This window comes from Nitrospira sp. ND1, from assembly GCF_900170025.1.
Taxonomy (GTDB): domain Bacteria; phylum Nitrospirota; class Nitrospiria; order Nitrospirales; family Nitrospiraceae; genus Nitrospira_A.
Genome location: NZ_FWEX01000005.1, coordinates 649,597 through 673,766 on the forward strand (window position 1 = coordinate 649,597; position 24,170 = coordinate 673,766).

At 55.2% G+C, this 24,170-nt stretch carries 31 protein-coding genes and 1 pseudogene; 16 read left to right on the plus strand and 16 right to left on the minus strand.

Features of this window, described 5'->3' with window-relative positions; translation table 11 throughout:
* Window positions 1–254: 254 nt before the first annotated feature.
* From NSND_RS03145 to NSND_RS03165, 4 genes are all read right to left on the minus strand, one after another.
* The gene (locus NSND_RS03145; protein WP_080877572.1) at window positions 255–677 is read right to left on the minus strand and encodes an arsenate reductase ArsC; all 423 of its coding nucleotides are present in this window, start codon (window positions 675–677) and stop codon (window positions 255–257) included.
* On the minus strand, window positions 674–1,147 hold the full coding sequence (locus NSND_RS03150; RefSeq protein WP_080877573.1) for an ArsI/CadI family heavy metal resistance metalloenzyme: 474 nt from the start codon (window positions 1,145–1,147) through the stop codon (window positions 674–676). The genes NSND_RS03145 and NSND_RS03150 overlap by 4 nt, the downstream gene beginning before the upstream one ends.
* 426 nt (window positions 1,148–1,573) lie before the next feature.
* Window positions 1,574–2,674: an ACR3 family arsenite efflux transporter gene (gene arsB, locus NSND_RS03160; RefSeq protein ID WP_080877575.1), complete on the minus strand. Its 1,101-nt coding sequence runs from the start codon at window positions 2,672–2,674 to the stop codon at window positions 1,574–1,576.
* Window positions 2,675–2,723: 49 nt separating this feature from the next.
* Entirely contained in the window at window positions 2,724–3,035 is a 312-nt protein-coding gene (locus NSND_RS03165) for an ArsR/SmtB family transcription factor (RefSeq protein WP_235000149.1), read from the minus strand.
* A 146-nt stretch (window positions 3,036–3,181) separates the two neighbouring features.
* Between NSND_RS03165 and NSND_RS03170 the strand changes: the two genes are divergently transcribed.
* The 5 genes from NSND_RS03170 (at window position 3,182) to NSND_RS03195 (ending at window position 7,534) form a co-directional block, all read left to right on the plus strand.
* Window positions 3,182–3,532, plus strand: a complete 351-nt coding sequence (locus tag NSND_RS03170; protein WP_080877577.1) for a transposase — start codon at window positions 3,182–3,184, stop codon at window positions 3,530–3,532.
* Entirely contained in the window at window positions 3,532–3,951 is a 420-nt protein-coding gene (locus NSND_RS03175) for an IS3 family transposase (protein ID WP_080877578.1), read from the plus strand. Before NSND_RS03170 ends, NSND_RS03175 begins: the two co-directional genes overlap by 1 nt.
* A gap of 640 nt (window positions 3,952–4,591) precedes the next feature.
* A complete protein-coding gene (ltrA, locus tag NSND_RS03185) occupies window positions 4,592–6,109 on the plus strand; it encodes a group II intron reverse transcriptase/maturase (RefSeq protein WP_080877579.1) in 1,518 nt (505 codons plus the stop codon).
* A 122-nt stretch (window positions 6,110–6,231) separates the two neighbouring features.
* Window positions 6,232–6,693, plus strand: a complete 462-nt coding sequence (locus tag NSND_RS03190; RefSeq protein WP_235000169.1) for an integrase core domain-containing protein — start codon at window positions 6,232–6,234, stop codon at window positions 6,691–6,693.
* 328 nt (window positions 6,694–7,021) lie between these two features.
* A complete protein-coding gene (locus tag NSND_RS03195; protein WP_080877581.1) occupies window positions 7,022–7,534 on the plus strand; it encodes an MbcA/ParS/Xre antitoxin family protein in 513 nt (170 codons plus the stop codon).
* 356 nt (window positions 7,535–7,890) lie between these two features.
* Here NSND_RS03195 and NSND_RS03200 read toward each other — a convergent pair.
* The 4 genes and pseudogenes from NSND_RS03200 to NSND_RS03215 form a co-directional block, all read right to left on the minus strand.
* Window positions 7,891–8,097, minus strand: a pseudogene (locus tag NSND_RS03200) (PLP-dependent aminotransferase family protein); the annotation flags it as partial.
* 220 nt (window positions 8,098–8,317) lie between these two features.
* Window positions 8,318–9,181: an ImmA/IrrE family metallo-endopeptidase gene (locus tag NSND_RS03205; protein WP_080877582.1), complete on the minus strand. Its 864-nt coding sequence runs from the start codon at window positions 9,179–9,181 to the stop codon at window positions 8,318–8,320.
* Window positions 9,156–9,599: a hypothetical protein gene (locus NSND_RS03210; RefSeq protein ID WP_080877583.1), complete on the minus strand. Its 444-nt coding sequence runs from the start codon at window positions 9,597–9,599 to the stop codon at window positions 9,156–9,158. The genes NSND_RS03205 and NSND_RS03210 overlap by 26 nt, the downstream gene beginning before the upstream one ends.
* Window positions 9,592–10,236, minus strand: a complete 645-nt coding sequence (locus NSND_RS03215; protein WP_080877584.1) for a hypothetical protein — start codon at window positions 10,234–10,236, stop codon at window positions 9,592–9,594. The genes NSND_RS03210 and NSND_RS03215 overlap by 8 nt, the downstream gene beginning before the upstream one ends.
* A gap of 25 nt (window positions 10,237–10,261) precedes the next feature.
* On the opposite strand from NSND_RS03215, the gene NSND_RS21595 reads away from it, so the two are divergent.
* The 5 genes from NSND_RS21595 (at window position 10,262) to NSND_RS03240 (ending at window position 13,393) form a co-directional block, all read left to right on the plus strand.
* Complete coding sequence (locus NSND_RS21595; protein ID WP_080877585.1) at window positions 10,262–10,570, plus strand: DUF2188 domain-containing protein; 309 nt, start codon at window positions 10,262–10,264, stop codon at window positions 10,568–10,570.
* A gap of 160 nt (window positions 10,571–10,730) precedes the next feature.
* Window positions 10,731–11,000, plus strand: coding sequence for a multiubiquitin domain-containing protein (locus tag NSND_RS03225; protein ID WP_080877586.1), 270 nt, complete (start codon window positions 10,731–10,733; stop codon window positions 10,998–11,000).
* The gene (locus NSND_RS03230) at window positions 10,975–12,156 is read left to right on the plus strand and encodes a ThiF family adenylyltransferase (protein WP_080877587.1); all 1,182 of its coding nucleotides are present in this window, start codon (window positions 10,975–10,977) and stop codon (window positions 12,154–12,156) included. The genes NSND_RS03225 and NSND_RS03230 overlap by 26 nt, the downstream gene beginning before the upstream one ends.
* Complete coding sequence (locus tag NSND_RS22015; RefSeq protein ID WP_369974228.1) at window positions 12,153–12,605, plus strand: ubiquitination-like system serine protease family protein; 453 nt, start codon at window positions 12,153–12,155, stop codon at window positions 12,603–12,605. The genes NSND_RS03230 and NSND_RS22015 overlap by 4 nt, the downstream gene beginning before the upstream one ends.
* 545 nt (window positions 12,606–13,150) lie before the next feature.
* Window positions 13,151–13,393 (plus strand): hypothetical protein, encoded by a 243-nt coding sequence (locus NSND_RS03240; RefSeq protein ID WP_080877588.1) that lies wholly within the window; start codon window positions 13,151–13,153, stop codon window positions 13,391–13,393.
* 205 nt (window positions 13,394–13,598) lie between these two features.
* On the opposite strand, the gene NSND_RS21140 is transcribed toward NSND_RS03240, so the two are convergent.
* Window positions 13,599–13,802: a hypothetical protein gene (locus NSND_RS21140; protein WP_159450606.1), complete on the minus strand. Its 204-nt coding sequence runs from the start codon at window positions 13,800–13,802 to the stop codon at window positions 13,599–13,601.
* Window positions 13,803–13,910: 108 nt separating this feature from the next.
* Window positions 13,911–14,123 (minus strand): hypothetical protein, encoded by a 213-nt coding sequence (locus NSND_RS03250; RefSeq protein WP_080877590.1) that lies wholly within the window; start codon window positions 14,121–14,123, stop codon window positions 13,911–13,913.
* 389 nt (window positions 14,124–14,512) lie between these two features.
* On the opposite strand from NSND_RS03250, the gene NSND_RS03260 reads away from it, so the two are divergent.
* Window positions 14,513–14,725, plus strand: a complete 213-nt coding sequence (locus NSND_RS03260; protein ID WP_143833372.1) for a hypothetical protein — start codon at window positions 14,513–14,515, stop codon at window positions 14,723–14,725.
* Between the two features lie 176 nt (window positions 14,726–14,901).
* On the opposite strand, the gene NSND_RS22020 is transcribed toward NSND_RS03260, so the two are convergent.
* On the minus strand, window positions 14,902–15,090 hold the full coding sequence (locus NSND_RS22020; RefSeq protein ID WP_080877593.1) for an MbcA/ParS/Xre antitoxin family protein: 189 nt from the start codon (window positions 15,088–15,090) through the stop codon (window positions 14,902–14,904).
* Between the two features lie 586 nt (window positions 15,091–15,676).
* Here NSND_RS22020 and NSND_RS03275 point away from each other — a divergent pair.
* Entirely contained in the window at window positions 15,677–16,360 is a 684-nt protein-coding gene (locus NSND_RS03275; RefSeq protein ID WP_200810479.1) for a hypothetical protein, read from the plus strand.
* Window positions 16,361–16,373: 13 nt separating this feature from the next.
* On the opposite strand, the gene NSND_RS03280 is transcribed toward NSND_RS03275, so the two are convergent.
* From NSND_RS03280 to NSND_RS03300, 5 genes are all read right to left on the minus strand, one after another.
* Window positions 16,374–16,628: a hypothetical protein gene (locus NSND_RS03280; RefSeq protein ID WP_080877595.1), complete on the minus strand. Its 255-nt coding sequence runs from the start codon at window positions 16,626–16,628 to the stop codon at window positions 16,374–16,376.
* Between the two features lie 9 nt (window positions 16,629–16,637).
* Window positions 16,638–17,135, minus strand: a complete 498-nt coding sequence (locus NSND_RS03285; protein WP_143833373.1) for a hypothetical protein — start codon at window positions 17,133–17,135, stop codon at window positions 16,638–16,640.
* A 113-nt stretch (window positions 17,136–17,248) separates the two neighbouring features.
* Window positions 17,249–18,007 carry an ImmA/IrrE family metallo-endopeptidase gene (locus NSND_RS03290; RefSeq protein WP_080877597.1) on the minus strand — a complete coding sequence of 253 codons (759 nt, stop codon included), beginning with the start codon at window positions 18,005–18,007 and terminating at the stop codon, window positions 17,249–17,251.
* 372 nt (window positions 18,008–18,379) lie between these two features.
* Window positions 18,380–18,817 (minus strand): hypothetical protein, encoded by a 438-nt coding sequence (locus tag NSND_RS03295; protein ID WP_080877598.1) that lies wholly within the window; start codon window positions 18,815–18,817, stop codon window positions 18,380–18,382.
* Window positions 18,814–19,464: a hypothetical protein gene (locus NSND_RS03300; RefSeq protein ID WP_143833374.1), complete on the minus strand. Its 651-nt coding sequence runs from the start codon at window positions 19,462–19,464 to the stop codon at window positions 18,814–18,816. Before NSND_RS03300 ends, NSND_RS03295 begins: the two co-directional genes overlap by 4 nt.
* 61 nt (window positions 19,465–19,525) lie before the next feature.
* On the opposite strand from NSND_RS03300, the gene NSND_RS03305 reads away from it, so the two are divergent.
* From NSND_RS03305 to NSND_RS03320, 4 genes are all read left to right on the plus strand, one after another.
* Window positions 19,526–20,284, plus strand: coding sequence for a TnsA endonuclease N-terminal domain-containing protein (locus tag NSND_RS03305; protein WP_080877600.1), 759 nt, complete (start codon window positions 19,526–19,528; stop codon window positions 20,282–20,284).
* Window positions 20,281–22,221, plus strand: coding sequence for an integrase core domain-containing protein (locus NSND_RS03310; RefSeq protein ID WP_080877601.1), 1,941 nt, complete (start codon window positions 20,281–20,283; stop codon window positions 22,219–22,221). The genes NSND_RS03305 and NSND_RS03310 overlap by 4 nt, the downstream gene beginning before the upstream one ends.
* Window positions 22,222–22,242: 21 nt before the next feature.
* On the plus strand, window positions 22,243–23,016 hold the full coding sequence (locus tag NSND_RS03315; RefSeq protein WP_080877602.1) for an ATP-binding protein: 774 nt from the start codon (window positions 22,243–22,245) through the stop codon (window positions 23,014–23,016).
* A protein-coding gene (locus NSND_RS03320) for an IS3 family transposase (RefSeq protein WP_369974229.1) occupies window positions 22,979–24,105 on the plus strand; the annotation gives its coding sequence in 2 pieces (ribosomal slippage) (window positions 22,979–23,237 and window positions 23,237–24,105; 1,128 coding nt in all). Before NSND_RS03315 ends, NSND_RS03320 begins: the two co-directional genes overlap by 38 nt.
* Window positions 24,106–24,170: the final 65 nt, after the last annotated feature.

The window sequence follows — 24,170 nt, forward strand, 5'->3', positions numbered from 1 at the left end:
CCGGTATTCTTGCCCTTCCGTTTGTCGGGAAACCGGGCGAGTATCCACTCAGTCGAGAGGACTCAAGAGGGTCGTGATCGAAGTGACCATTTGACGACTATCCTTGGGAGTACAACCATATGGTTCGTCAGTTGCTTTGTCGAATCGGGGGGACGAAGGTAAGGGGGAGTAAGACAGAGGGAGCAAGGACGGAGCCGACCTGTGCAAAAGCGGAACCAATAGTGGCATATAGAAGGGATGAGATGACCAAGCGGTCATTTCGTTAACTCTTCGACACGCTTCCTGAGCAGACAAAAAGCCTCGTCAAAGGCCGACTCGATTTCGGCGTCAGATCCAATCGCTTTGGCTGGGTCAGGCGTGCTCCAATGCAGCTTTGTTGGCTTCCCCGGAAATAGCGGACAACTTTCACCAGCGGCTTGATCGCACACCGTAATCACGAGATCAAAAGTGTGATTTGCCAACTCGCTCCAGGACTTACTGCGCGGGTGACCTGGATCAATGCCATGTCGCGTGAGCGTTTTAATGGACTTAGGGTGCACAGAGCCCGTCGGATGGCTCCCTGCGCTCCAGGCCTGATATAGGCCATGGCCAAGCGCATTGATCAACGCTTCCGCCATCACCGACCGACACGAATTGCCCGTGCAGAGCACCAATACTTTGGTAACTTTGGGGTTCATGAGCCGCAGCACCCGGCCGTTTGATCAGACGGCTCACAGCAGTTGGGCTGCCCCATCGTCGCAGGCGTGCAGCAGGCACGGTCCGTCGATTCGGCTTGTCCTGAGAAGAGTTGAACATCTTCCATCGTCCGATACGTTTCCCATGCGACCCCCGCGGGATCTTGCACCCACGATTTTTCCGACCGGGCGTAACAGCAGACTGTTTCCCCTTCATCGGCCAATGTAACATCGTTCGCCTTGAGACGATCCCGGACTTCTGCCAATTCCGTGTCCTCCTCAACCTGAATGCCCAAGTGATCGATGCCTTTCTTGGCGCGTGTCGAGATCGCAAAGTTCACGCGAGGGTCCTCCAACAACCATTTGGCATAATCAGGTTTCGTTTTGATTGGAGGGACCCCAAAGAGTGCTGTGTAGAAGTTGATACCTTCGCTAAGGTTCTCTACCCCAATGTGCAGATGTAATCGTTTCATGATGGTTCTCCTTTCGTGGCTATCCGGCGGTCAGCCCGGCGACCAATTGCGTGATCGCATCCGTTAACAACTAATTGAACAAGCGAGTCTGAGACTTCCCTTCAATACAATGAGTAGGCCAACAAACAGTGCCATATAGAGCAACCAATCTCGGAATACGTGGAGGAGGGTGACCGGCTTGCTCAAACCGGGCCATATCGGCTTCGATGACTTTTCGAAGACGTACACACATATCAGTATGGCCGAGGACATAATGCCAACCAGGCTCAGCCATTCCATGTATGCCCCCACTGTGCGTGGTTCTGGGCCGGTCCTGCGGATCAAAGCTGGGGTCGGTAACAAGTTTCCCTGTCTTCTGATCGTGTGATTCGACCGCAACCTGGGCCAGACCAGCACCACACACATATTTCCCGTCACTGACACAGGTCATGCTGTGACCTCTTTCAAAGGGAACCAGTGCCGGGTTCGATTGCACACATGACACACGGACAGCATGACCGGAACTTCGACTAACACGCCGACGACGGTAGCCAGCGCGGCCCCGGATTCGGGACCGAACAACGCAATAGCCGTTGCCACGGCGAGTTCAAAGAAGTTGCTCGCTCCGATCAGTGCTCCCGGCGCCGCGACGACATAAGGGACCCTCAAGCACTTCATCAAGCCGTAGGCCAAGGAGGCATTGAAATAGACCTGCAGAAGAATCGGGATCGCAATCAGCAGGACGTGGAGGGGTTTGCCCAGAATATTGTCTGCTTGAAAGGCAAAAATCAGGATTAAGGTCACGAGTAGCGCTATGATCGTGACGGGAGCAAACCGAGGAAGAAGCGTATCCTCAAACCAGGTCTTCCCTCGCTGCCTGATGAACCTCTGTCGGATCAGGACTCCCAATACCAACGGAATCACAATAAAGCCTACGACCGAATAGACGAGCACCGCGAACGGTACAGTGAGCGAGGAAGCGCCACCGACCAGGAAGCCGACGATCGGAGCAAACAGCACGAGCATGATCAGATCGTTCACCGAGACCTGAACCAAGGTATAGGCCGGATCGCCATCCGTGAGATAGCTCCAGACAAAGACCATCGCGGTACACGGTGCGGCAGCGAGGATGATGGATCCAGCGATGTATTGGTCCGCTTCGGCAGGAGTCATCCAGGCTGAGAACATGAATCGAAAAAAGACCCAGGCCAAGAGAGCCATGGAGAACGGTTTCACCACCCAATTGATAAAGAGAGTGACCAGTAAGCCCTGAGGACGCTGGCCGACCTTCGCCACGGCACGAAAATCAACTTTCATCATCATGGGGGTGATCATCAGCCAGATCAGAACGGCCATGGGAAAATTCACATGACTGTCCTGGCCGAACTCCATATCTCGCAACGCCTGAATGACCCCAGGCGCTGATTTTCCCAGCAACACACCCGCGACCATACAGAGGCCCACCCAGACGGTTAGATAGCGTTCGAAGAGATTTAGCTTTTTGTCTGTCGGAAGCGTCTGCTGCTCGATGATTGCCACGGTGTCCATGGGGTATTCCATAAAATCAATAAATGTTGATGACTGAAGGCAAAAAAAGTCAGGGGCAACAACCTTTCTTCGCGGACCGGCCTGAGGGACGGTTAAGGGAGTTCACCGCCTCCTGCAGTTCTTCAAGTGCGTCTGGATTAAGCGAATAATACACCCATCGTCCTTCAGGTCGATCAAGGACTAGTCCCGCCTCTTTCAACACTCGGAGGTGAAACGAAAGCCGTGACTGGCCTGTCTTAAAGGCGTCTGTCAGTTCGCACACACATTGCTCGCCATCTTTCAGTTGTTCCAGGATCAATAACCGGGTTTCATCTGACAGGGCCTGGAACACTTTGGCAACGTCCGCTATTGGTTTAGCCATCTTTGTTCTCATGAGTTACGTTATATCAACTATTATTGATTAGTCAAGGAGTGGCGGTCGGACGATATTTCTGTAGGTTTTTGGAGTGCCCCCCTAGAATGAGACAGAAAAAATTAGCACACTTGTCACAGTAGAGGAGGTGGCAAGTGGCAAAAAAGCGGGTGGGCAAGTTTCCAAAGGCCTTTCGGCAGATGGCCGTGGACCGGCTCAAGCAGTGCGAGAATATTGTGGAGCTTGCCACAGAGCTCGGGATCCATCGGCGGCTGTTGTATCGGTGGCGCGATCAACTCGACCCGGCCGAGAGTGAGGACAGTCCACCGCCCGCGAACGCGCGGGAGTCCACACTGCGGAAAGAGGTCAGCCAGCTGAAGCGTCTGTTAGCGGATAAAACGGTGGAGATCGATTTTTTCAAAGGTGCCTTGCGAAAAGTCGAGGCTCGACGCCAGCGGAGCGGAAACTCTGGCGGGAAGGCATCTATGAGGAGATCCGGGACGTGATGCCGACGCAAGGCGCTTTGAGCATCGAGCGGATGTGTCAGTTGGCCCGGGTGAGCCGGGCGAGCTTTTACCGCTCGCTTGTTGAGCACCACCCGGAGGAAGAGGACATGGCGGTACGCTCTTCGATTCAGCAGATTGCCTTGGCGCATCGGCGTCGGTACGGCTACCGGCGGATCAGCGCGGAGCTGCGCACGCGAGGCCTGCTTGTGAACCGGAAGCGGGTGTTACGGCTCATGCAGGCAGACAACCTGCTGGCCGTGCAGCCGAGAGCCTTCGTGGTCACGACGGAGTCCGACCACCATTTGGACGTCTATCTGAACTTGGCCAGCCGCATGACGCTGACCGGGATGAATCAGCTTTGGGTGGCGGATATTACCTATAGTACGCCCAGCCAACGAAGCCCGCCTGTCTGGGGCTGAGTTGCTTGAGCATGTCTGGAATGCATGACTCGATGGAGCTGCTATAGCAGTCACGAGCATGCCCTCCTTCTGCTACGAGAAGAAGTGAGCCGAAGCGGCGGTGACTTGCCGGACACTGGCAAGGTGACGAAGTCCGCGGGAAACGGGGCGTGCGGCGAAGCGGTTACGCCAAGATGCGCCTCTAGGCTGAGCACGGGACGGTTGAGGAACACGCACCTATTGACACGCATCTGAGGGTTGAAATGTCACCCCTGCCGACACCGCTTCACAGGCAGGACGCGGATCCGTGCCCGTCATACGTATGGACTGGGATGGCGAGTGCTGGCGAGACATGTACGCTGGCCAGCAGGGAGTCATGGGGAGCGCGTAGCTAGACCATGACGTCCGCGACGACTTGCGGAACGCAAGGAGAAAGACTGCGATAGGCAACCTCGCCCGTGTGTGGAGTCCAGCATGTGAACTGGGGAAGGCGTGTACCGATGACAAGGGAGTGTGTCCCCCGAGGCGGTACACGTTGACGGAGCCCTCGTAGTAGTCCGCGGTCGGGAAAGCCGGCCACATGGCGAAGGGGGCAGTTTGAGCGGCATGTGTGGCGGATTACCTGACCACAATGAGGTGAAGACCTTTGATAATCAGGGAAATGCAACGCAAGCTGGCGACGTGGTCAATGGAGAACCCCGAACGCAAGTTCGATCGACTCCTGAGACTGATTGCGGATCGAACATGGCTGGCCGAAGCCGCGCGCATCACGCTCGCATCCAGTGGCGCGCGAACGCCGGGCGTCGATGGGGTCGACAAGGCCCTGATGACGGAAACCCTTCATCAGGAACGGGCGACGATACGTGCCGAGCTGTTAGCGGGCTGCTACAAGCCGCAACCCGCACGGCGCGTGTACATACCCAAGGCGAACGGCAAGGTGAGGCCCTTAGGGATTCCCAGTCTGCGGGATCGAGTGGTCCAGCGAGCGATGCTGATGGCCATGGAGCCGATCTGGGAAAGTGATTTCCATCGGGCGTCCTATGGCTTCAGGCCCGCCCGAAGTGTGCACCATGCGATACGAACGGTCAAATTGCAGCTGCAGGACAGTGATGAGCAAAGAACGGCGGGGCGCTGGGTGATTGAGGGCGACCTCGCCAGCTACTTTGAGACGGTCCATCACCGCCTGCTACTGAAAGGCGTCCGCAAACGTATTGCCGATCAGCGCTTCCTGGCCCTGCTTTGGACGTGCATCGAAGCAGGCTGTGTTGATCGGGGGCTCTTTTATGCCGCAAGCGAAGGCGTTCCACAAGGAGGGGTCATCTCTCCGCTGCTATCCAACATCGTGTTACATGAATTCGATGGCTGGATGGAGGCGAACTACCTGAGCAAGAAGGTGCGCAAGGACCGATGGGCATGGAACTTCGGCATTCTCACACAGCGGCCGATTGCTGTGCGAGAGAACCGGCAGTGGAAACCAGGCGTCTCCTACTGCCGCTACGCGGATGATTTCGTCGTGGTCGTCAAAGGAACCAAAACACACGCAGCGGCAATACGCGAAGCGTGCCGGACGTTTCTGGAAGGTCAGCTCAAACTCACGTTGAAGATGGAGAAGACCCATATCACCCACGTGAATGACGGCTTTGTCTTCCTCGGCCACCGCATCATTCGCAAGCGGGGACCGCGAGGTCATCTGCGACCGGTCACGACGATCCCATGGGAGAAGTACCGGGGCTTCACGGCCAAGCTGGTCAAGGAACTATCCGGCAATTACAGCGTGAACCACATGGACCTGATGGAACGCCTGAACCGGACACTCTCGGGGTGGGCGAACTTCTATCGATACACGGACTATACGGCGACCATCTTTAGCCGAGTGGACCGGACCGTCTTCTGGAAGCTCGGATATTGGCTCGCGCGCAAGTATCGGCGAGGATTCCCGAGCCTGATGCGCGAACACGTCCGGGCCCCAGAACTGGGGCGTGCCACCACGTGGGTACTGAAGGGACAGAATAGTCGTGGGTGGTATGGCGAACAGGCGCTTCGGCGCCTGGTCACCAGCCACAAAGGTCAGTTCAGGTGGCGGACCCCGGAAGGGAACCCGTACCTGATTCGCGACGAGCATCGCGCGTTTCTCGAATCGCGTTACGCTGACGTGGCTTTTGCGTTAAGCAACGCTTGAATGGAGAGCCGGATGCGCTGAGAGGTGCAAGTCCGGTTCGGGGAGGAGAGACTGGGAGCTAGTTCGACTACGCCCGGTCTCTCACTCCACTTCGCCTGCGCGCCGAGTTCGTCTACTTGGCGGTGATCCTCGATCGGTTCTCGCGCAAGGTGGTGGGCTGGGCGCTGGGCAAGACGCTGGCGACTCGTTTGCCGCTGGAGGCGTTGCACCACGCGATCACGACTCGTCAGCCGCCGCCGGGCGTGGTCCATCATTCGGATCGGGGCATCCAGTATGCCGCCGGGGCCTACGTGCAACTGCTCCGGCAGCATCAGATGCTCCCGAGCATGAGCCGGCCGGCGAACCCCTACGACAATGCCAGTTGCGAGAGCTTCATGAAGACGCTCAAGCGGGAGGAAATCTACGCGAATGCGTATCGTGATCTTGAGCATATACATAGGAACATGGCAGCCTTCATCGATCAGTACTATAACCGCATCCGACTCCACTCGGCGCTGGGCTATCGTCCACCGGAGGAGTTCGAGCACGCGATGGCATCAAGGCACGTGCCTAGGGCGGCCGGGGGCCTTCGTGGTGGGGCATAGCTGTCCGAGGAAGTAGGACTGGTTACAATTTGTCATTCGCAAGCTATTGACTATGAAACTGATTGATGAGGTAAAGGGCTCTTCGTTCCTGCACCAACCACGACGTAAACCTGGTGCAGGAGGGTAGCCCGGAGGGAACACCGCTTACAAAGCATCGGATATGATGAAGTATCACCGTGCGATTTTGCCTCACCATAAACTTGAAAGAAACCTGCTAGACCTTCTCTGCAATCTCAAGGCGCTATGGCCTTCATTATGTGGCTATTCCAAGCACTGAGGGGATTGAACATGCCTAAACTTCTCATCACAATTGAAAAGGAGCATCTCAATGACGATGGGTCCGATGCGAGCGTATCGCCAGGTTGTCAAAAAATATAGCGGCATCAAGACGCTCACTGACGAAGCCATGCGACATTTTCTTGATGTCGTGTTGCCCACGTTGCCTCATCGGACGCAGCAAATGTTTGCAGACGAGATCTTTTTCTTCACGACGGGGTTGCCGCCGATGTATACAGACCTAGAACCCACAACACCTGCGAAGGGTGCAAGAACACCTCGCTCCAAATCAACAAGACCCAGGAGCAATTGTCAAGCAACTCAGGATGCCTTTGATATTCAGCGGCGGGCCGTTGAGGTGTTCGGAACTGAGGCAAAAGCTCGTGCGTGGCTCACACGTCCGAACAAGACAGGCAAAAACAAATCCCCGCTTACAATGCTTGGAACCAAGGCCGGGAATGCCCGTGTGGTGGCGATCCTGAACAGGGTCTCTGGAAGGCTACGTGGAAGCCAATCGCCGAAGGCTCGTTCAGGTGGAAAGAAAAGACGACGGCTTTCACAGTAGCACTCTGACCATCATTCATGTCCGCGTCCCCTCCGTGCCCCTCTCGCCAGAAAGACGCGAACGTACGCGCCCCAAATCCGGGAGATCATGATACACGCGATGCTCCGAACGAGAGGCAACAGATCGATGCTGGGCTTAGCTGCTTAGCCTTGAACTGACGTGCTACGGATATGGTATAGGACGATCAGCGCGTCGCCGAGCCGCGTTCTGAGTCGGTTGGGTTTCTGATCACACACGGATGGCCAGATTGGCGAATAGTCTGTCAACGTATACTGGCTTGGCATCACCATTCCCCGATGAGGAAGAGCTTGTGTCTCCGCCATCGCGCGTCGCGCTGAGCGACATGCATTCTATGGCTACATGGTCGTTACCAGCACCTCGAACACTCGCTCGTCGTCCGACTGCGCCACGTTGAAGCGCAAGAAGCCACTGGCTGTTTGAGAGAGGCTGAAGGTGTTGCCCATGGCCCGTGAAAGCCGCGCGCGAATGGTCTCCATGTGTTTCCAATAGCTACCGTTCTTCAGGAGTGTCAGCAACAGCTCGGACGAAAGCCGCCCACTGCCCTCATTGGGCGTACCATCATCTCTTACCCGAAACGCCGCGACGGTGATGTAATGCTTCCTGTTGTCCATCGGTTTACCTGGTTAGTTTGCCCAGCATCCTTCAAGCATTCGGAAACCAAACGAGCCTGGCCGAAGAGGCACGCAAACATTTGAGTTTGATCATCTACATCGTCTGACCGACGCCGGCCAGCTGTCGTACCTCAGTAATGGGTAGAATGACCTAACCAAAGTCGTCGTAGCGTGTTTGGCCCTCACTCTCATCATCCTCTTCATCCGTGAGATCGAGAACCTGGCGTTCGTCTTTCCACCACAGCAAGGTAAGGACAAGGTTGGGGGTTATTCGCACAGAATCTTCGCAGATCGTGTAGTTGTTGGATCTTGGATGATTAATCCATTGGGCGGCATTCACGACAGTTGGCCCGGGAGGCATGATCGCCGCGCTTCTATGCAATCCAAAGGCAACCGTGTCTCTGCCCAGGCTTTCATGCGGCCAGACAGTCCTCGGCACAATGTCGCTTCGCGTAAACCATGTTCGTCCTCGGACGTTGGAGCAGAGGACCATTGATGGGAAAGATCCGTATTCCACCAATCGAATAGCGGTGGCCGTCGTACTGGTTTGAAAGGTGTTGGCCAGCTCCTCCACCGTATGGAACGAGATCGGGTGATTCTGGGTTCGAGGCTGGAACATATGGACGGGCATAAGGAGGTCCGCCGCATAACGATTCGCCCGCTTTTCAGGATTCTCGGAAAACCATTCAGAAGTGAACTGACTGTCTGTGCAAGCAAGCGCCGCCTTCCCACGATCGTGCATCCAGTGCCCTAACTCGTGCCCACCAGAAAAGCGTCGGCGGGCGGGAGCCGAGGCGCTATCTATGGTGATAATGGCGCGATCACCATATCCAAGAATGCAGGCGGCACAACCTTTCAGCGGGGCATAGACAATCGTCGCCCCGCAATGTTGCGCGATGGCTTCCACATCAATATCGCGGGGATCCTCGATGCCTAATTCATGCAAGAGGTTTGCTGGTGAGATGGGTCTTGTTGGGGACACCGAGCAGTTAGCCTTGCTGGGAGGGGAGATCATCTAGAACTCCAAGGTCTTGCAGTTGCTTCAACAGGAGGTCCACATCCTCATCGGTCAATGCGTGGAATTCACGGCCGGCAGCCGTGAGGACACCTCGCAGGTCTGGTTTCATCGCAAAGACTGTGGTGAGCAACTCGCGCCTCTTCCCGCTGGACTGCGGTAATGGAGATGCCCTTTTCCCCATGGAAAGAATCCGCGCATCGTACTCAGCCCTGGCGCGACGGAGTTTCCCTTGTTTATGGCGCGTGATCGCACTGGCGATAACCGTTTTGGCTTGGTTCGCCAGAGACTCGACATCAAGCCCCTCCTCACGGCATTCCCTCCACAGGTCCTCTGGAGAGGTTTCCGCTACAGACTCAGCGAGCGCATTCAGGATGGTTCGCCGTTCTCGTTCATTATCCTGTGGCATATCAGTCATGAGCCTTTACTTTTGCGAGCGTTCTGACCTTCCGCCTCAAGCGCTTCATTCCCGTTTCATAGTCAGACTTGGTGATGCCGAGAACCATCTGTATCTCTGGACCTGTCATTTCGGCTCGCATGCCACTGAGAATTTCCGTTACGAGGGAGTCGTCACGAAATGTATCGGTCAGATGCCGGATCTCGCTATTCCCCATTATGACACGCTCCGGAGAGGGTGTGGTGGATGCGTGCTGCTGAAGTTCGTTCACCTCTCCGCCTTCGGGATGAAGGCGGATGAGTTCGCTCTCTGAATACGTCCCAGCTTGCCGTGTAGAGACCTCTTCAGCCCAATGTGACGAAACACTTCGCATCACGCCAATCAAATGCCCCACCAAATCCACCGCACGCGTGTTCCAATTGCGCCGGCCCTCGAGGGTGAGCGTGACGGCTTCATTCAGCAGATCCTGCGCATCACGTCCCTCGGCGGATCGCCCGATTATCGCGATGCGGCTTGTCGCATATTGTTGCAACTTCAAAAGTTGGGCTTTGTTCTGATACAGGGATTCCAAAGCCGCAATGAGGTCGGTTTCGGTAGAAACCGCCTCTCTGATGGCCTTAGAGGACGTCGATTGTGAATCCGTCTCCTCCTTGCCCACACTCCCTCTACCTTTGTATGCCCGAATGACCTGCAAGGCCGGACAGGCGAAAAAAACTTTCTGTTTGTCCGAATTTGCCTCGCTGGCGGCATTGTACTGTAGGGAGAGTGGTGAAACAAATCTCAGAACGGGGAGGTCCATCGTGGGAAGAAAGACATATCACGTAACTCCAGCGAGCAACGGCGATTGGAAGGTGACAGGCGTCGGAAACAGCCGAGCTTCAGGTGTGCACGCTAATAAGGCGGACGCCGTGGCGCAGGCAAAAGAATTGGCGAAATCTCAGGATCTCGGCCAAGTGGTGATTCATAGTCGGGACGGAAAGATTCAAACGTAACACACCTACGGCTCCGACCCGCATCCACCCAAAGGATAGCCGGTCGGCAGCTTGGATGTCTTAGTCGTACAGGGATTTGACTTGGCGTAGGAACGTACACGTTGACAATGCGTCGCTCGTGCCTTTGAGTTATGTGAAAGACAATCCATCGGAGGAGTGCATGGACGTACAAGAAAGCAAGCAAGAGCACCAAAAAGTCTTCACCATAATTGTGAATGGTCGGCAAAAGATGGTGGAGACGAAAGAATTATCATTTAGCCAAATCGTTGGATTGGCATTTGACAATCCGCCCACGGGCGAGAATACGGTGTTTACCGTTACATACAGGAAAGGTGAAGGGCATAAGCCCGAGGGCACGTTAGTCGAGGGCGACATGATCAAAATCAAGGACGGGATGATTTTTAATGTCACAGCAACTGATAAATCATAGCCCCGATCTTAAAAAGTTGCGCGATGAGGGTTATGACGTCGCGGTTCAGTCTAACTATCTCCTCATCAGGCGTGTTCCTTACGTCAATTCCAACCGAGAGGTCAAACGCGGGATCCTTATTTCGGAATTGAGTTTGGCGGGCGATGTGACGACTGCTCCCAGTACTCATGTCGTCTATTTTACGGGCGATCACCCTTGCAACAAGGACGGATCTCTCTTGATCAAGATCAAGCATCAAAGCGAACAACAGCGCCTTGGTCCTGATCTCGTCGCCAATCATTCGTTCTCCAGCAAGCCGAGTAGAGGGTATAAGGACTACTACGAGAAGATGTCGACGTACGCGACCATCATTTCAAGCCCTGCCGAGTCCATCGATCCACGTGCAACTGCCACGGTGTTTCCGATCATTGAAGCCGAGGCAGACCATTCGGTCTTCAACTATATGGATACAGCCTCGAGCCGGGCTGGGATTCAGATCGTGAGCAGGAAGCTGGAACTCGCGAAGGTTGGGATCATAGGTTTGGGTGGGACCGGGTCATATGTGTTAGACCTCGTGGCAAAAACTCCCATTAAAGAGATTCATCTGTTCGACGGCGATCAATTTCTGCAGCACAACGCCTTTCGGTCGCCAGGAGCGCCATCGCTTGATGAACTGCGAGCGGCTCCAAAGAAGGTCGTGTACTTCAAGTCTCGATATGCGCACCTGCACAGACACATCGTTGCCAACGATTGCTTTATCGACGCCTCAAATATCGAGCAACTGCGGGGAATGAGCTTTGTGTTCCTTTGTCTCGACAGCGGCAGCGCAAAAAAGGTGATCGTCGAGAAGCTGGAAGACTGGGCCGTACCCTTTATCGACGTGGGTATGGGAGTCGAGTTAGTCGATGACGCATTGGGGGGAATCCTCAGAATCACAACCAGCATCCCCAAGACACCTCAGTCTGCGAAATCCAGACAGCGAATCTCCTTCTCTGAGAGGGGCGAGAACAACGACTATTCGCGAAACATCCAGATTGCTGATCTGAATGCCCTGAATGCTGCGCTTGCGGTCGTCAAATGGAAGAAATTGTGTGGCTTTTATCGGGATTTGGAAAAGGAGCATACCAGTGTGTACACCATCGATGGCAATATTCTGAATAATGAAGATCAGAGATGAAGCGCACAGCTCACCTCATACACGAGTTTGTCGACTTCATTCCCTCTCAACTGAAAGACGGAACGGTCTACGTATCCTTGCCTTTCGCCACCGCGGTTCACAAATGTTGCTGTGGCTGCGGCAATGAGGTGGTGACTCCACTGTCTCCGACAGACTGGACTCTCATCTTTGATGGCGCCTCCATTTCACTTGACCCATCGATCGGGAACTGGAGTTTTTCCTGTAGATCTCATTATTGGATCACTCGGAATACGGTCATGTGGGCCCGAGACTGGTCCAGCGCAGAAGTGGAGGCTGTTAGGGGCTATGACAAATTCGTGAAACAACGTCATTTGGATCAGATCCGAGCGCTGCCTCCTATTGATAAGAGGCGCATACATGGGGAAGGCCTACGAGATGAGAAACCACTGGAACGCTTGTTGCGCAAGGCTAAAAGTTGGTGGGCATAGTCGGTTGCGTCAGGATGATGAGCCTTGTTGCTTCACCGCGACATATCCGGTTTCTTCCAACCCCTTATCAAGCTAGGCCATGTATGTATTGGACGCGTTACAGGTCGTAATCGTTCGATCGAGTGCCTGTTCGGTGCGCTGCGTACCATCTTTGACGATGGCGAAGAAGTCGTCCCAGGCGCTGCGGGACGGCGAGATTCGAGCATGGAAAGTATTAAATGCTGTCAGAGCTGAGGAGGGGAATAGGCGCAAACAGCCACGGCGGAGTGGCTCCTGGTTGACGCCCACCGATCTCCGTGTGAGAATGTCGCAACCCTCTCAAGTAAAGAGATCCAGGATGAATTCTGATGGAGTTGGATCTGGGTAGTCTGCCAACTCACACACGCAGGCGTTTCTCTGAAGGGTATCCGTGAATCAATACTCGCATGCCGCCTAAAATCGTCAGCATACGCGAAGCCAAGACGCATCCAGTCTGACCGGCGTGAGGGCCGTTGACCAACTCCTGCCAACATGTGACAATACGGCCAGATTTCGAGGAGGATCCGATGAACGCTGAATACGAGAGCTGGGCCGAAACGCTGGATACCCTGTCCGATGCGGACGAGATGGAGGCGATCCGGGCGGGTGAAGCTGATGTCCGCGCTGGCAATGTCGTCTCGTTCGAGGAGGCGTTTGGCAAGCCGAATGAACCGTCAAAATATAAGCTGTCAGATTTCCTAGGCGAAATAACTGACGAAAACGTGCATAAAGTTGTAGACTTCAAGCCGACCGGGAAAGAGCTTCTTTGAGAGTAACGTATTATCCTAATCGCGGTGATATCACACACTGATGTGGCGGTGGAAAAGATGAACGCTGAACGCGAAAGCTGGGCCGATCCGGACGAGAAACGCAGAGCCGACGCACAACTCGAAACGAAATTGTTGCAGGGGCTGAACAGCCCCGAGAGTGAACTGACACCGGCTGTCTGCCGTGACATTCGCAAAGAGGCGTTGGCTACGCGGCGCGTGCGAGTGCCCCGGCGTGACTTAAGAAGATCGGCCAGCGGCAAGTAATTCCGTGTTCCGGGTGGTTGAGCCAGGCCGCTTGCGTCGGCACTTCGAAATCGAAGTTCGACTGATACGCGTATTCGTCGTACCCCTTCAAACTCCCATTCACGATCACTCCCCGGGCCTTCAGATACGTGTGCCAGTGACCCATGACCATGTAATCATATGGGCACCTCACAGCCATCTGCTGCTTCCGCTTGCGCGCATCACCGATAAACAGTGGCGACATCACGCCTGAGATTCCAGACCCGCCGCGGAACTAATCCCCGTGAGTCAGGAGGTAGGACGTGTTGTGCACGGTAAACACCTGATCGGCCCCGTCGGCGATCCCGAAGCTGATGCTTTTTCCCCCTGCGAAGTGCCGCTTCAACAGCTGATACGCCAACCAGTCGTAGTTGTCGTAGACCCGGTTCTTCGCTCGCGGTTTTTTGTCGATGCGCCCATGATTCCCAACGACGGCCGGGATATACACCCTCCCGAACGCATTGTGCAGCAATTCAAGCCCGGCGATGAGATGGTCAACGAGGTGGAGCAGGCTCGCGTGGATCGGCGCCTCGTTCGGCTGAGCAGCTCTTCGTGGATGTCCCCGCTCAACATATCCTCACCCAGGGCGAGCACCGCGTAGTCGTAGGACGGTTTCGAGAGGTGATTCTTGGTGAGGTCTACGAACGTCCGGAAAAAGCGTCCTGCGCGTTGGACGGCGATCTCGCAATTGTGGGCGTTGACATGCTCTACCTGCTCCGGAGTGACAACTCCGTCCCAGTGCCAATCTGAGGCGAGCAGGATGGGGACGCCCGTGGTGTGACCCTTCGTCTGTTTCTTGCGCCACGATGGCGGCTTAGCAGGCCCATCGACGCATTCGTGGATAATCTCAAGGAGCGCGTGCTGCGATACTTGCTCGCCTGTCATCGTCGTGAGCTGCCCGCGGAGGTCTTTAACTTGTTGTTCGATCTGCGCGATCTTTCGCAAATGCGCCGGCATGGCGGGCTCCACGAGCTTCACGCGCGCGATGGCTCCGGTCTTGCCATGCCGAACCTGCACACCGCCGCGTCCAGCTGGACTTCAGCGTGTTGACCGGGATCTTGAGACGGCGCGCCGCTTCCGCTTTGACCCCGCCCGCAGATTTAAATGCTTTGATTGCTTGTGCTATGTCTTGCTTGGTGAGTCTAGAATGAGCCATGTCCCACAGTATACAGGACAACCACGTATGTGGCGGGGAGAGGTGGGGACTTCATAACGTTTGGAGGGGGCTAGCTGTAGACGCCGTGCTCGATACGGCCGAGGACGGTGAGCACGCGGCGGCTCCCGGTCTTAGTAGAGAGGAGCGAACGTGGAGTAACGCCGGATAGTGCGCGGTTGGGGCGAAAGAGCCAGACCTTTGCTTTGGCCTTAGATCCAAACACGTCGTTGGCTCGGGCAATGACGGCGTCAGCATCCATGCACTATAATACCTCACCTGATGGAGGTTGGTATGGCGAAAAAATCCCCGAGCCTGTCTCAAGTCTTGGATACACTAAACACTGCGCTGGAACGTGCCATCGATAGCGTAGACGCCGCTCTTGCTTTGTGCGACGCCTCCAACGCACGGATAGATGCGCTCAACAATCTCGAATCCACCCGCACTGCGCGCAGCGGGCCTTGCACGCCGCGATCATCTTGCCACCGCAGCGGTCGCATACGCCCGCAGGGATCTCGTCTCCTGAGCCTGATTTGTTCGTGGGGGAGAAATGTTGGGGGTAGCAGTCGAAGATTTTCGTCATGATTGTGGGGAATATCCTTGCGATGAGGCCAGCGCCGATAATGACGCCAGCTATGACGGCAAATTCATGCATGCGCTCCCCCCTTGGGAGATATTTTAGTGCTCGTGCGAAATTAAAGATAGGTCTGGGGTCTAGGGTACGGGCTTCGATACGGACCACAGCTGCATTCGGTCGCCGACAGACTGCTTGATCGCGACGATACTCATCATCCGAGTGTGCACACCATCGCGCACAGGCACCACAACAAGCGCCACCACCACAGTTTATGGTGCTCGATGACGTGACCTCAAGCTTCGATGCAGGGCATCAGTTCGCCTTAATGGACGCATTGCGCACGTTGCTTCAGTACGGCGCGGCTCCTGATGGCTTGCAGTTCATCATCTTGAGCCACGACACCAGCCTGGAGAAGTATTTCGACAAGCTCAACGGTACCACAGACTGGCATCACCAGAAGCTGCAAGGGATGCCGCCGAAGGGGCGCCTGATGGTGTCCGCACAGGAGGCAGATCGTCTCAAGGCCCAAGCGCAGCAGCATCTCCATGCGGGCCAAGTCGACATTGGCGCTCCGTTTCTGCGTCAATACCTCGAGTACAAGCTCGGGCAGATTATCTCCAAGTTGGAAGTACCGGTGCCGCCCGACTATACCACCCGCGGAGACAGGCGGACGCTTTCGACCTATATCGATGCGATCACCGATGCCGTGACGCTGTATCAAGCGGCGGGCCGTTGCGTTATGTCAGCGCAGCAGATCAGTGAGCTTCAGAATCATCATGCTCCCTCGATTGTGGGTAACTTCATACGCCACTACGAGACGGGGGCCGGCACGCCTTTCAATGCCTATGCCTTGCTCGGTGTGCTTCAGAGCATCAATGATCTTGCCGATTGCTTCACCTATGTCGACCCGGCCAAGGGTCGGAAGCAATATTATCGCCGACTCGATCGACATTAGCAGCCGGGCGTGTTTAGCTCTCGCAAGTAGGCGCGTCGACGAGCTCGAGCATTCCTTCGGAGATCATCCGGTCGACGGCGAAGTGGAGCGCCTCGTTTTCGTGCTCTGTGAATGCTGCGCCTTCGTAACGGCGAGCGAGATCGAGACGTAGTTCTTCAACCAGGCGAATGGTCATATAGCCATGCAGCGCGTAGGATTTCCGAGCCAGCTCGTCATCGGTTTCCGGGAAAGAGCGAGTGAAGTTCGTTGGTCTCGGCAACCCCTCCATTTCACCGTCTCACGATGTCACAGTCTGGACGATGTGATGCTGGGAAACGTGAGCCGCTGCGGATAGTCCGCCGTAGAGGCGGGGCAACGATTGCTCCAAGACGGCTACATTCGGGGCACCGTTCAACTTTCGCCTATTGGCTCGGACGGCCTTGAGCTGAGCAAGGATCTCTAGCTCTTGCCCGAGCATCGCATTCGCCTGCAGGTACCGTGCTTCGGCAATCGCTGCTTCACAAGGCTCCAGACCAATCACGAAGTCAGCGAAGAGAGCGTCACGCTCGAAGGCCGTTTGATCGGCCTCGGCGATTGCCCCATTGATGCGCAACAGCTCGGCCGCCAGGACCACGGTTACAAGCATGTGGGCGTCAATCAATCGACCATATGCGGCCATGGCCTTCGCCTTGGCTTGATCGCCGTAGACCTTCTGAATGGCATGCAGCATGGCCGCCGCCTCGATGAATTTGCGCTTGTGACGCTCGATTGCGTCCTCGTCCAACGTCTTAGCCACGGGCACCGAGTTCCTTGAGTTCAGCCAGGAATACCCGTGCGCCGACATCGACGGCTCGCTGCGCTCCATCCGCGTCGACGTCCACGCCATTCTGGCGAATGGGCTCGCGATGATTATCTTGCACAAGACGAGGGCCAAACAACCAAACTAAGGGCAAGGTGGGCAGTGATTCTCACCGTGTCTTCGACGACATCCCTGATGGAGGCATTGTTTCCACCAAACCAGACCGTGGGGGATACTTTTCTGGGCCCAATCGGCTCCTCATCACGCTTGAGAATAGCAGCCGCTCCGGATTCAACCGGAAGGGTGCGTCGCGGCCAACATTGCGCCGCTTTGGCACTGGGACTGAGCTCAAACCACGCTCGACCGTGCGCACTTGCACAAATCAGCGCGGCGGGACGATCTGTCAGCTGGACCAAACGCATGGCGGTCGCGGTGATACTGGTTTCAAATTGTTCTGCCAACCCTCGAACCGTTTCTAAGGTGAGAGGCTTATCTTTCAAAAGCGATTGAAACAAATACTGTGGCAGGAGCAATTCAGCTGCATAGCGATTGGCCACGCTCTCTCTATCACGTCCTTCCCACTTACACATCAGCTGTTCATTATTGCAAACGAGGGCGACTTTGCCGCGATGCTTCATCCAATGGCCCAATTCATGAGCGGCAGAGAATCTTTTTCTCGACGTGGTCGCCCGTTGGTCCACTGTGATAATTGCGCGATTGCCGTGGCCGATAATCCGTCCTTCACACCCAACAAGCCGTTCGTACATCACTGTGGCGCCGCAGTATTGCGCAATGGCTTCGATATCAATGTCACGAGGAGCGGTGACGTGTAATGCTTTCAGCAACGCTTGTGGATCGTCAGCAATCATATTTAGCCGTACAGGACAGAAGAGCCTTATGAATACACACCCCTCGCATCACGGAGCAGGAATTCTCCCGACGATCCAAGTTGGAGAACATGGCAGATTGCATGAATACAGGGGGCAAGTCTCATAGTACTGTACACCCGTCGCGACGGCAAGTTAGCCCCCGATTTTAGGCATATGGCTCCATACAGAGGGCGAGGACCATGGCAACGTCGACGAAATCGAGCCCATGGAATTTCGACTTTTCTTTCACAAGCGGAAAGTCTGACGTCGTTCGGGCTTACCACGGAGCGCTATGAATGCGGTGAACACCTGTTTGCCGACGGCTCTCACTCGTGATGTCGTAAACCAGAAGGTTTGCGCGGATTGCCGCCCCTAGACTTTCTTGAATTTGAGAAGGCCCAAGACATGAAGTTGCCGCAAAAGGCTATCGACATCTGACGGCGCCATATCGCTCAATTTTCGGTGCTGACCAGTCAGCACCGCAGGCTTCAAGTACTGATGATGTGCGAGGCAAGCCTTGAGCAATTCCAACTTGTCTTTCATAGTCGTTGGCAAAGAAAGTCGAACACGCTTTAGCAAGGTGGCCTCTTTCTGATAGGTCTGACGGGATCGGGCCAATGCTTGCTCATTGTGCCTTCCAAGTGCTTCTGCGACTACTCTTCTCGTCTCCTCTTCAAGCTCTTGCGGTTCCAGGCCACTCTCCCGGATTTCTTCATCCAATTCTTCTTCGGACAAACTCATAATGGCTTCGGTCTGCAAATCTAACACACGCTCATATTGCAAATGGATGCTCTTCGATTTCGTTCTCATAAAGCTCCTTCTTGGATGTGCTTCTTGATCTTTTTAACTGCGCGCACCACTTGCATATTGTAAGCCATGTATTGACGGTTGGTCAGCTTGAGCTCTCGGCAAATATCTCGGCCGCTTAACCCGTCCAACTTCAACTGAAACACCTGATGGCCCATAGATTCATGCCCCAGAACGGCCGACATCTGGCATTTAATGTTGGTCACAATGTGGGCCTGGCGTTTCGCTTCTAATTCTGCTTCCGGATTCGGAAGAGGGGAGGGGAAATCATCAGCAGTCTTCCCTCTTACTTCATCATCGTCGCCATCTTCATCTTTTGAATTGAGCGCTGAGAGAAGAACCGGCTCTCGATATCGTTGACTCTTGTGATGCTCCGCATGGTTGCTCACCTCTGACCTGATAGCCCAACAGAGATGCTTATACATCGGATAACTTTTATTCCACGGTCTTCGTCCAGTTAGCGTAGCCAGCACGGCTTCCTGAACATAATCTGGCGCCTCTCTTCCCCCGACACCGGCAGTAAGCGATCTCACTAACCAGTTCAAACGCCGGTATTCTTTTGCGGTCAGCGCTTCAATGGCGCGGCGAGTTTCATCATCACTAGCATTCACAATCTTTGAAGCCCCACTTCCAAAGAACTGCTGGCCCAAAACATTTTTTTGAATCGGCTGTTAAAAACCGCCAAGAACTCAGTATAGGCAAGTATGCCGCATGGAGTTGCCTCCCACGGCGATCAGGATAACACGAGATAGAAAGAGCGTAATGAGAAAAGAGATTTGGGAACAGCAGACGGGCGAGCGCGACCATATCAAGCCGGTGTGGAAACAACCTCGTGGAAGCTACGGAAATAATTTTTGGCAGATGTATAGCTGGAAATTAGATCGAGACGTCCACTTCTACAGTAACCTCGAGCGAGACCACGGCGTCATCATGGAAGCCGATCCCAATGTCGCTTGGTTCTGCGAACAGCCGCTGCGCATCAACATTAAGCTGGACGGCCGAGATCATAAGACGGTGATTGACATGTTAGTCCATTTCTCGAACGGTCGGAAAGAATATCGTGAAGTGAAATATGTCCGTGATTTGCAAAGGGTTGAAGATCACTCACGCGTGGCTCGGCAACTCGCCGCCCAGCAAGATTGGGCTATCGTGACAGCCAATGAGTACAAGATCGTCACGGAGCATGAAATTAGACGAAATGCAGTGTTCATTCGGAACTGGAAACAGATCTTGGCGTATCTCGCCACCTACGCATCCTATGATCTCGCGGAGATTGAAGATCAAATCCTCGCCGCGTTCGACGTCGAGCCGTCCTGGTCCCTGAGAGATCTGGAACGTCATATCGCTCGTCCAGAATGCCAGACTGTGAAGGCTGCGATCTTTCGCCTCATCCATGGCGGTCTCTGCACGGCTCCGCTCGACGTGTGTCCGTTGACAAACTCCTTAATCATACAGCGAGGGATCAAATGACGACACCGAAGCCTCGAATGGATCGCGACTCACTCCTGCCAAAACTTAAAGACCTCTCGCACTGGGCGACAGTCGATCTCACTCTCCTGGATGAGGAAGATGCAGACAGAGTAGCAAGGCGAATTCAGGCCGTCCGCGCCTATATTGAAGGACAGCCGGTTGGAATCCTATCGGAACAAGCTGGCTTGCCTCGGCAAGAAGTGTATCGGCTCGTGAAACGTTGCACGAAACCCCACCCTGACGGACGAATCTGGGGATTTCGTGCCTTGGTGATGGGGTGTCACACCGCTCCTTACGTTCGAACAGCCACGACAGATGGCTCCCGGCCTTCTCAGCAGGGAGGAGCAGCCGGTGCACTCACGATGCTGTTCGACCGACACCCAACGATCCGAGAGGCGGTAGATGCATTGTTCTTGAAGAAAGTGGAACAGGATCTCGTTCACGAATCCCGAATGCCGGTCAAGGTGATTCATAAGCACTTCATTCAGAAATGTAAAGAGGCTGGCCTGACCGCAAGACACTATCCCTTCAATATGAATCATAGGGGACGGCGTGCACTGTCGAGCTATCTCAAGCGGCTTTTCAAATCGAACCTGAAACGAGCTATGAAGGCGCGCCACGGTGACGACGCAGCGCGGGCGCTGTCCTCGTCAGGGGCAGGACCTGACAGCATCGTAACCAGGCCGTACGAACGGGTCGAGTTTGACGGTCATCGGATCGATGCGTTTTGTACGATTGACCTGCCCAATCCCTATGGAGGAATTCAACAGCTTGTCCTTGATCGACTGTGGCTACTCGCCATCATTGACGTGAAGACACGCGCGATTTTGGGGTACACCTTGGTGCTGAATCCCGAATACAACGCGGAAGATGTCCTCCGTTGCATCAAGCATGCGCTGACGCCCTGGAAACCTCTGGCCTTAACCATCCCTGGACTAAGGTATACGGAGGGGAGTGGGCTCCCTTCCGGAGTATTTTCCGAATGCGCCTGGGCTTTGTGGGATGAGTTATGGTTCGATAACGCCAAAGCCAATCTTGCCGATGCGGTCAGGTCGAATCTTAGTCGAGTGGTCGGATGTGCCATTAACGCCGGCCCTGTGAAAACCCCTCAGCGTCGACCATTCATTGAGCGATTATTTCAAACGTTGGAAGAGAACGGATTTCATCGGCTGCCGTCCACAACAGGTAGCGGTCCGGATGATTCTCGCCGTGACGCCCCAGAGGCAGCAGCGCTGCGCTGGAATATTTCCTACCAACACCTTGTTGAACTGACTGATGTTCTCATCGCTCGATACAACGCGGAGCCACATACGGGATTGGGCAATCGGTCACCTCTCGAGATGCTTGAGTACTTTATTGTGAATGAAGGATGCGAGTTCCGGGCGGTGCCCGAACAGAAGCGACAAGATCTTGCGCTGCTTCATATCCGCGTCGTGCGGTGTATTCGTGGAGATGTGACGCAGGGGAAGTGCCCATACGTTGAATTTGAAGGCGTGCGCTATTACAACGATGTCCTCCGTCATAGTCCGGACCTCGTCGGAGAAAACCTCTCACTCCTCGTCGATCCGGACGACCTCCGCTGTGTCACCGCGTATCTCGAGGACGGTCGGGAATTCGGTGTGCTGGCGGCGCATGGGTTTTGGGGCCGGACGCCGCATAGCCTCACCGTTCGAAAAGCAATCAATAAACTCCGAGCTCGGAAACTGATCTTCTATACGGATACCGAGGACCCTATCCTCGTCTATATGGACTACCTCAATCGGCAAGCTCAGACGAGTAAGCGGGCAAGGGGGCAGTCGGCAAAACTCCAAACAGTGCTACATTCAGTTCCCCCGCCTCAGCATACTTCGCTGATCGTTGATGTAACAGAGTCGAATCCGCCAGTGTCGTCCCGCACGGTCTATACCCCCGCAATGAGGAAGACCCGCCTCAATTAACCGCAGCGAAAGGAGTTATGGATGTCACATGCCCCACACCTGAGGCCTTCTGTGCCTTCTGGAACCCACCCCATCGAAACTGGACGGTATACCCTCTTTACGCCGCCTTTAGGCCGCTTCTGTGACGACCTCAAAAATTGGGTCAATAATCGGGCTGCAGGCGCCATCGTAACTGCACCGCCCAGATTTGGAAAATCCAAAGGGATTCGATTTGCCGTTGACGAATTGCGCGAGGAACTTGGCGCGGCGTTCCCGGTCCTGACATTTTGCTGTCAGGACCATCAGTACCCGACCGAAGCACGGTTTTTTGAAAGTTTGCTCAGCGACCTCGGTCATAGCCTCAGTCACCGAGGAACTGCCAGCGCAAAGCGGGCACGGTTAGCGCAGTTTTTGGTACAGCAAGCCTGTGTCGATCATCATCAACGTTTGGTGTTAATTGGAGACGAGGCGCAGAAACTCCAGGAACCTCAATATAAATGGTTGGTCGATATCTATAACGATTTGGATCGCCACGATATCGCAACAACCGTTGTGCTTGTCGGGCAGCCGGAATTAGTTCATCAACGAGATGCCTTTGAAAAGGCAAAGAAGATGCAGATTGTGGGCCGGTTCATGGTGCATCTCCACCAATTTGCCGGCCTGCGAAACCAGAAGGATTTCGCATACAGAAGGGGCTCCGGAAATTCGGACAGTGTGCTAAGTGGTAGCCTGGCTTCACCGAGGCCCCCGCGAGGTGGCGACACAAAGGAGCGAGGCGATGAAGAGAACGAGACGGAATCACGGGGCCACGTTTAAGGCGCAGGTGGCCTTGGCGGCGGTCAAAGGCGACAAAACCCTGGCCGACTTAGCGGAGCAGTTTCAGGTTCACCCCACCCAGATCACCGAATGGAAGCAGCAATTGCTGGCGCGGGCGGCGGACGTGTTTGGCGGAGCGAACCCGCCAGCAGAGACGCCCGATCTCAAGACCCTGCACGCCAAGATCGGCCAGCTGGCCCTGGAGAATGATTTTTTAGCCGGGGCGCTCACCAAGGCGGGCTTGCGGAGCGCAAAGCCATGATCGATCGAACCCATCCCCTCCCGGTTGTGCGGCAATGCCAGCTGCTGAAGCTGGCCCGCTCGACCGCGTACTACCAGCCGATGCCGGTTTCAGAGACGACGCTGGCGCTGATGCGTCGGATTGACGAGCTGCATCTCCAGTATCCCTTTGCCGGTGCGCGCATGCTGCGCGATCTCTTGCGACGCGAGGGCCGCGCCATTGGCCGACGCCAGGTGGCCACTCTGATGCGCCGCATGGGCATTGAGGCCCTGTATCGCAAACCGTCGCTCAGCCGGCGGCATCCAGCCCATCAGATTTACCCCTATCTCTTGCGGGATCTCACCATCTCGCGTCCGAATCAGGCCTGGGCGGCGGATATCACCTATATTCCCATGCGTCGTGGCTTCCTGTATCTCTTTGCGGTGCTGGACTGGGCGAGTCGTCGGGTCTTGGCGTGGCGGCTGTCCAATACGTTGACGACGGACTTCTGTCTCGAGGCCGTACAGGAGGCGATTACGCAGTATGGCTGCCCCGAGATCTTCAACACCGATCAAGGGTGCCAATTCACGAGCCAGGAGTTCACGGGGCTGCTGACCCACCACGGCATTCAGATCAGCATGGACGGGAAAGGGTGCTGGCGGGACAACGTGTTCGTGGAACGACTCTGGAAGAGCATTAAATACGAAGAGGTCTATCTACACGCGTACGACACCGTCGAGGCCGCGCATCAGGGGGTGGCGCGCTATCTGACGTTCTATAATCAGACCCGGCCGCATCAGGCCCTTGACGGTCAGACACCAGACCAGGTGTACTATGACCATCTGACGACACGGCAGACCGCCGCGTAGTCAACAATCCGCCAGGCGCCACTTAAGAATGGGCCGACACTGTCCAACCAACCGGAGCCACCTCT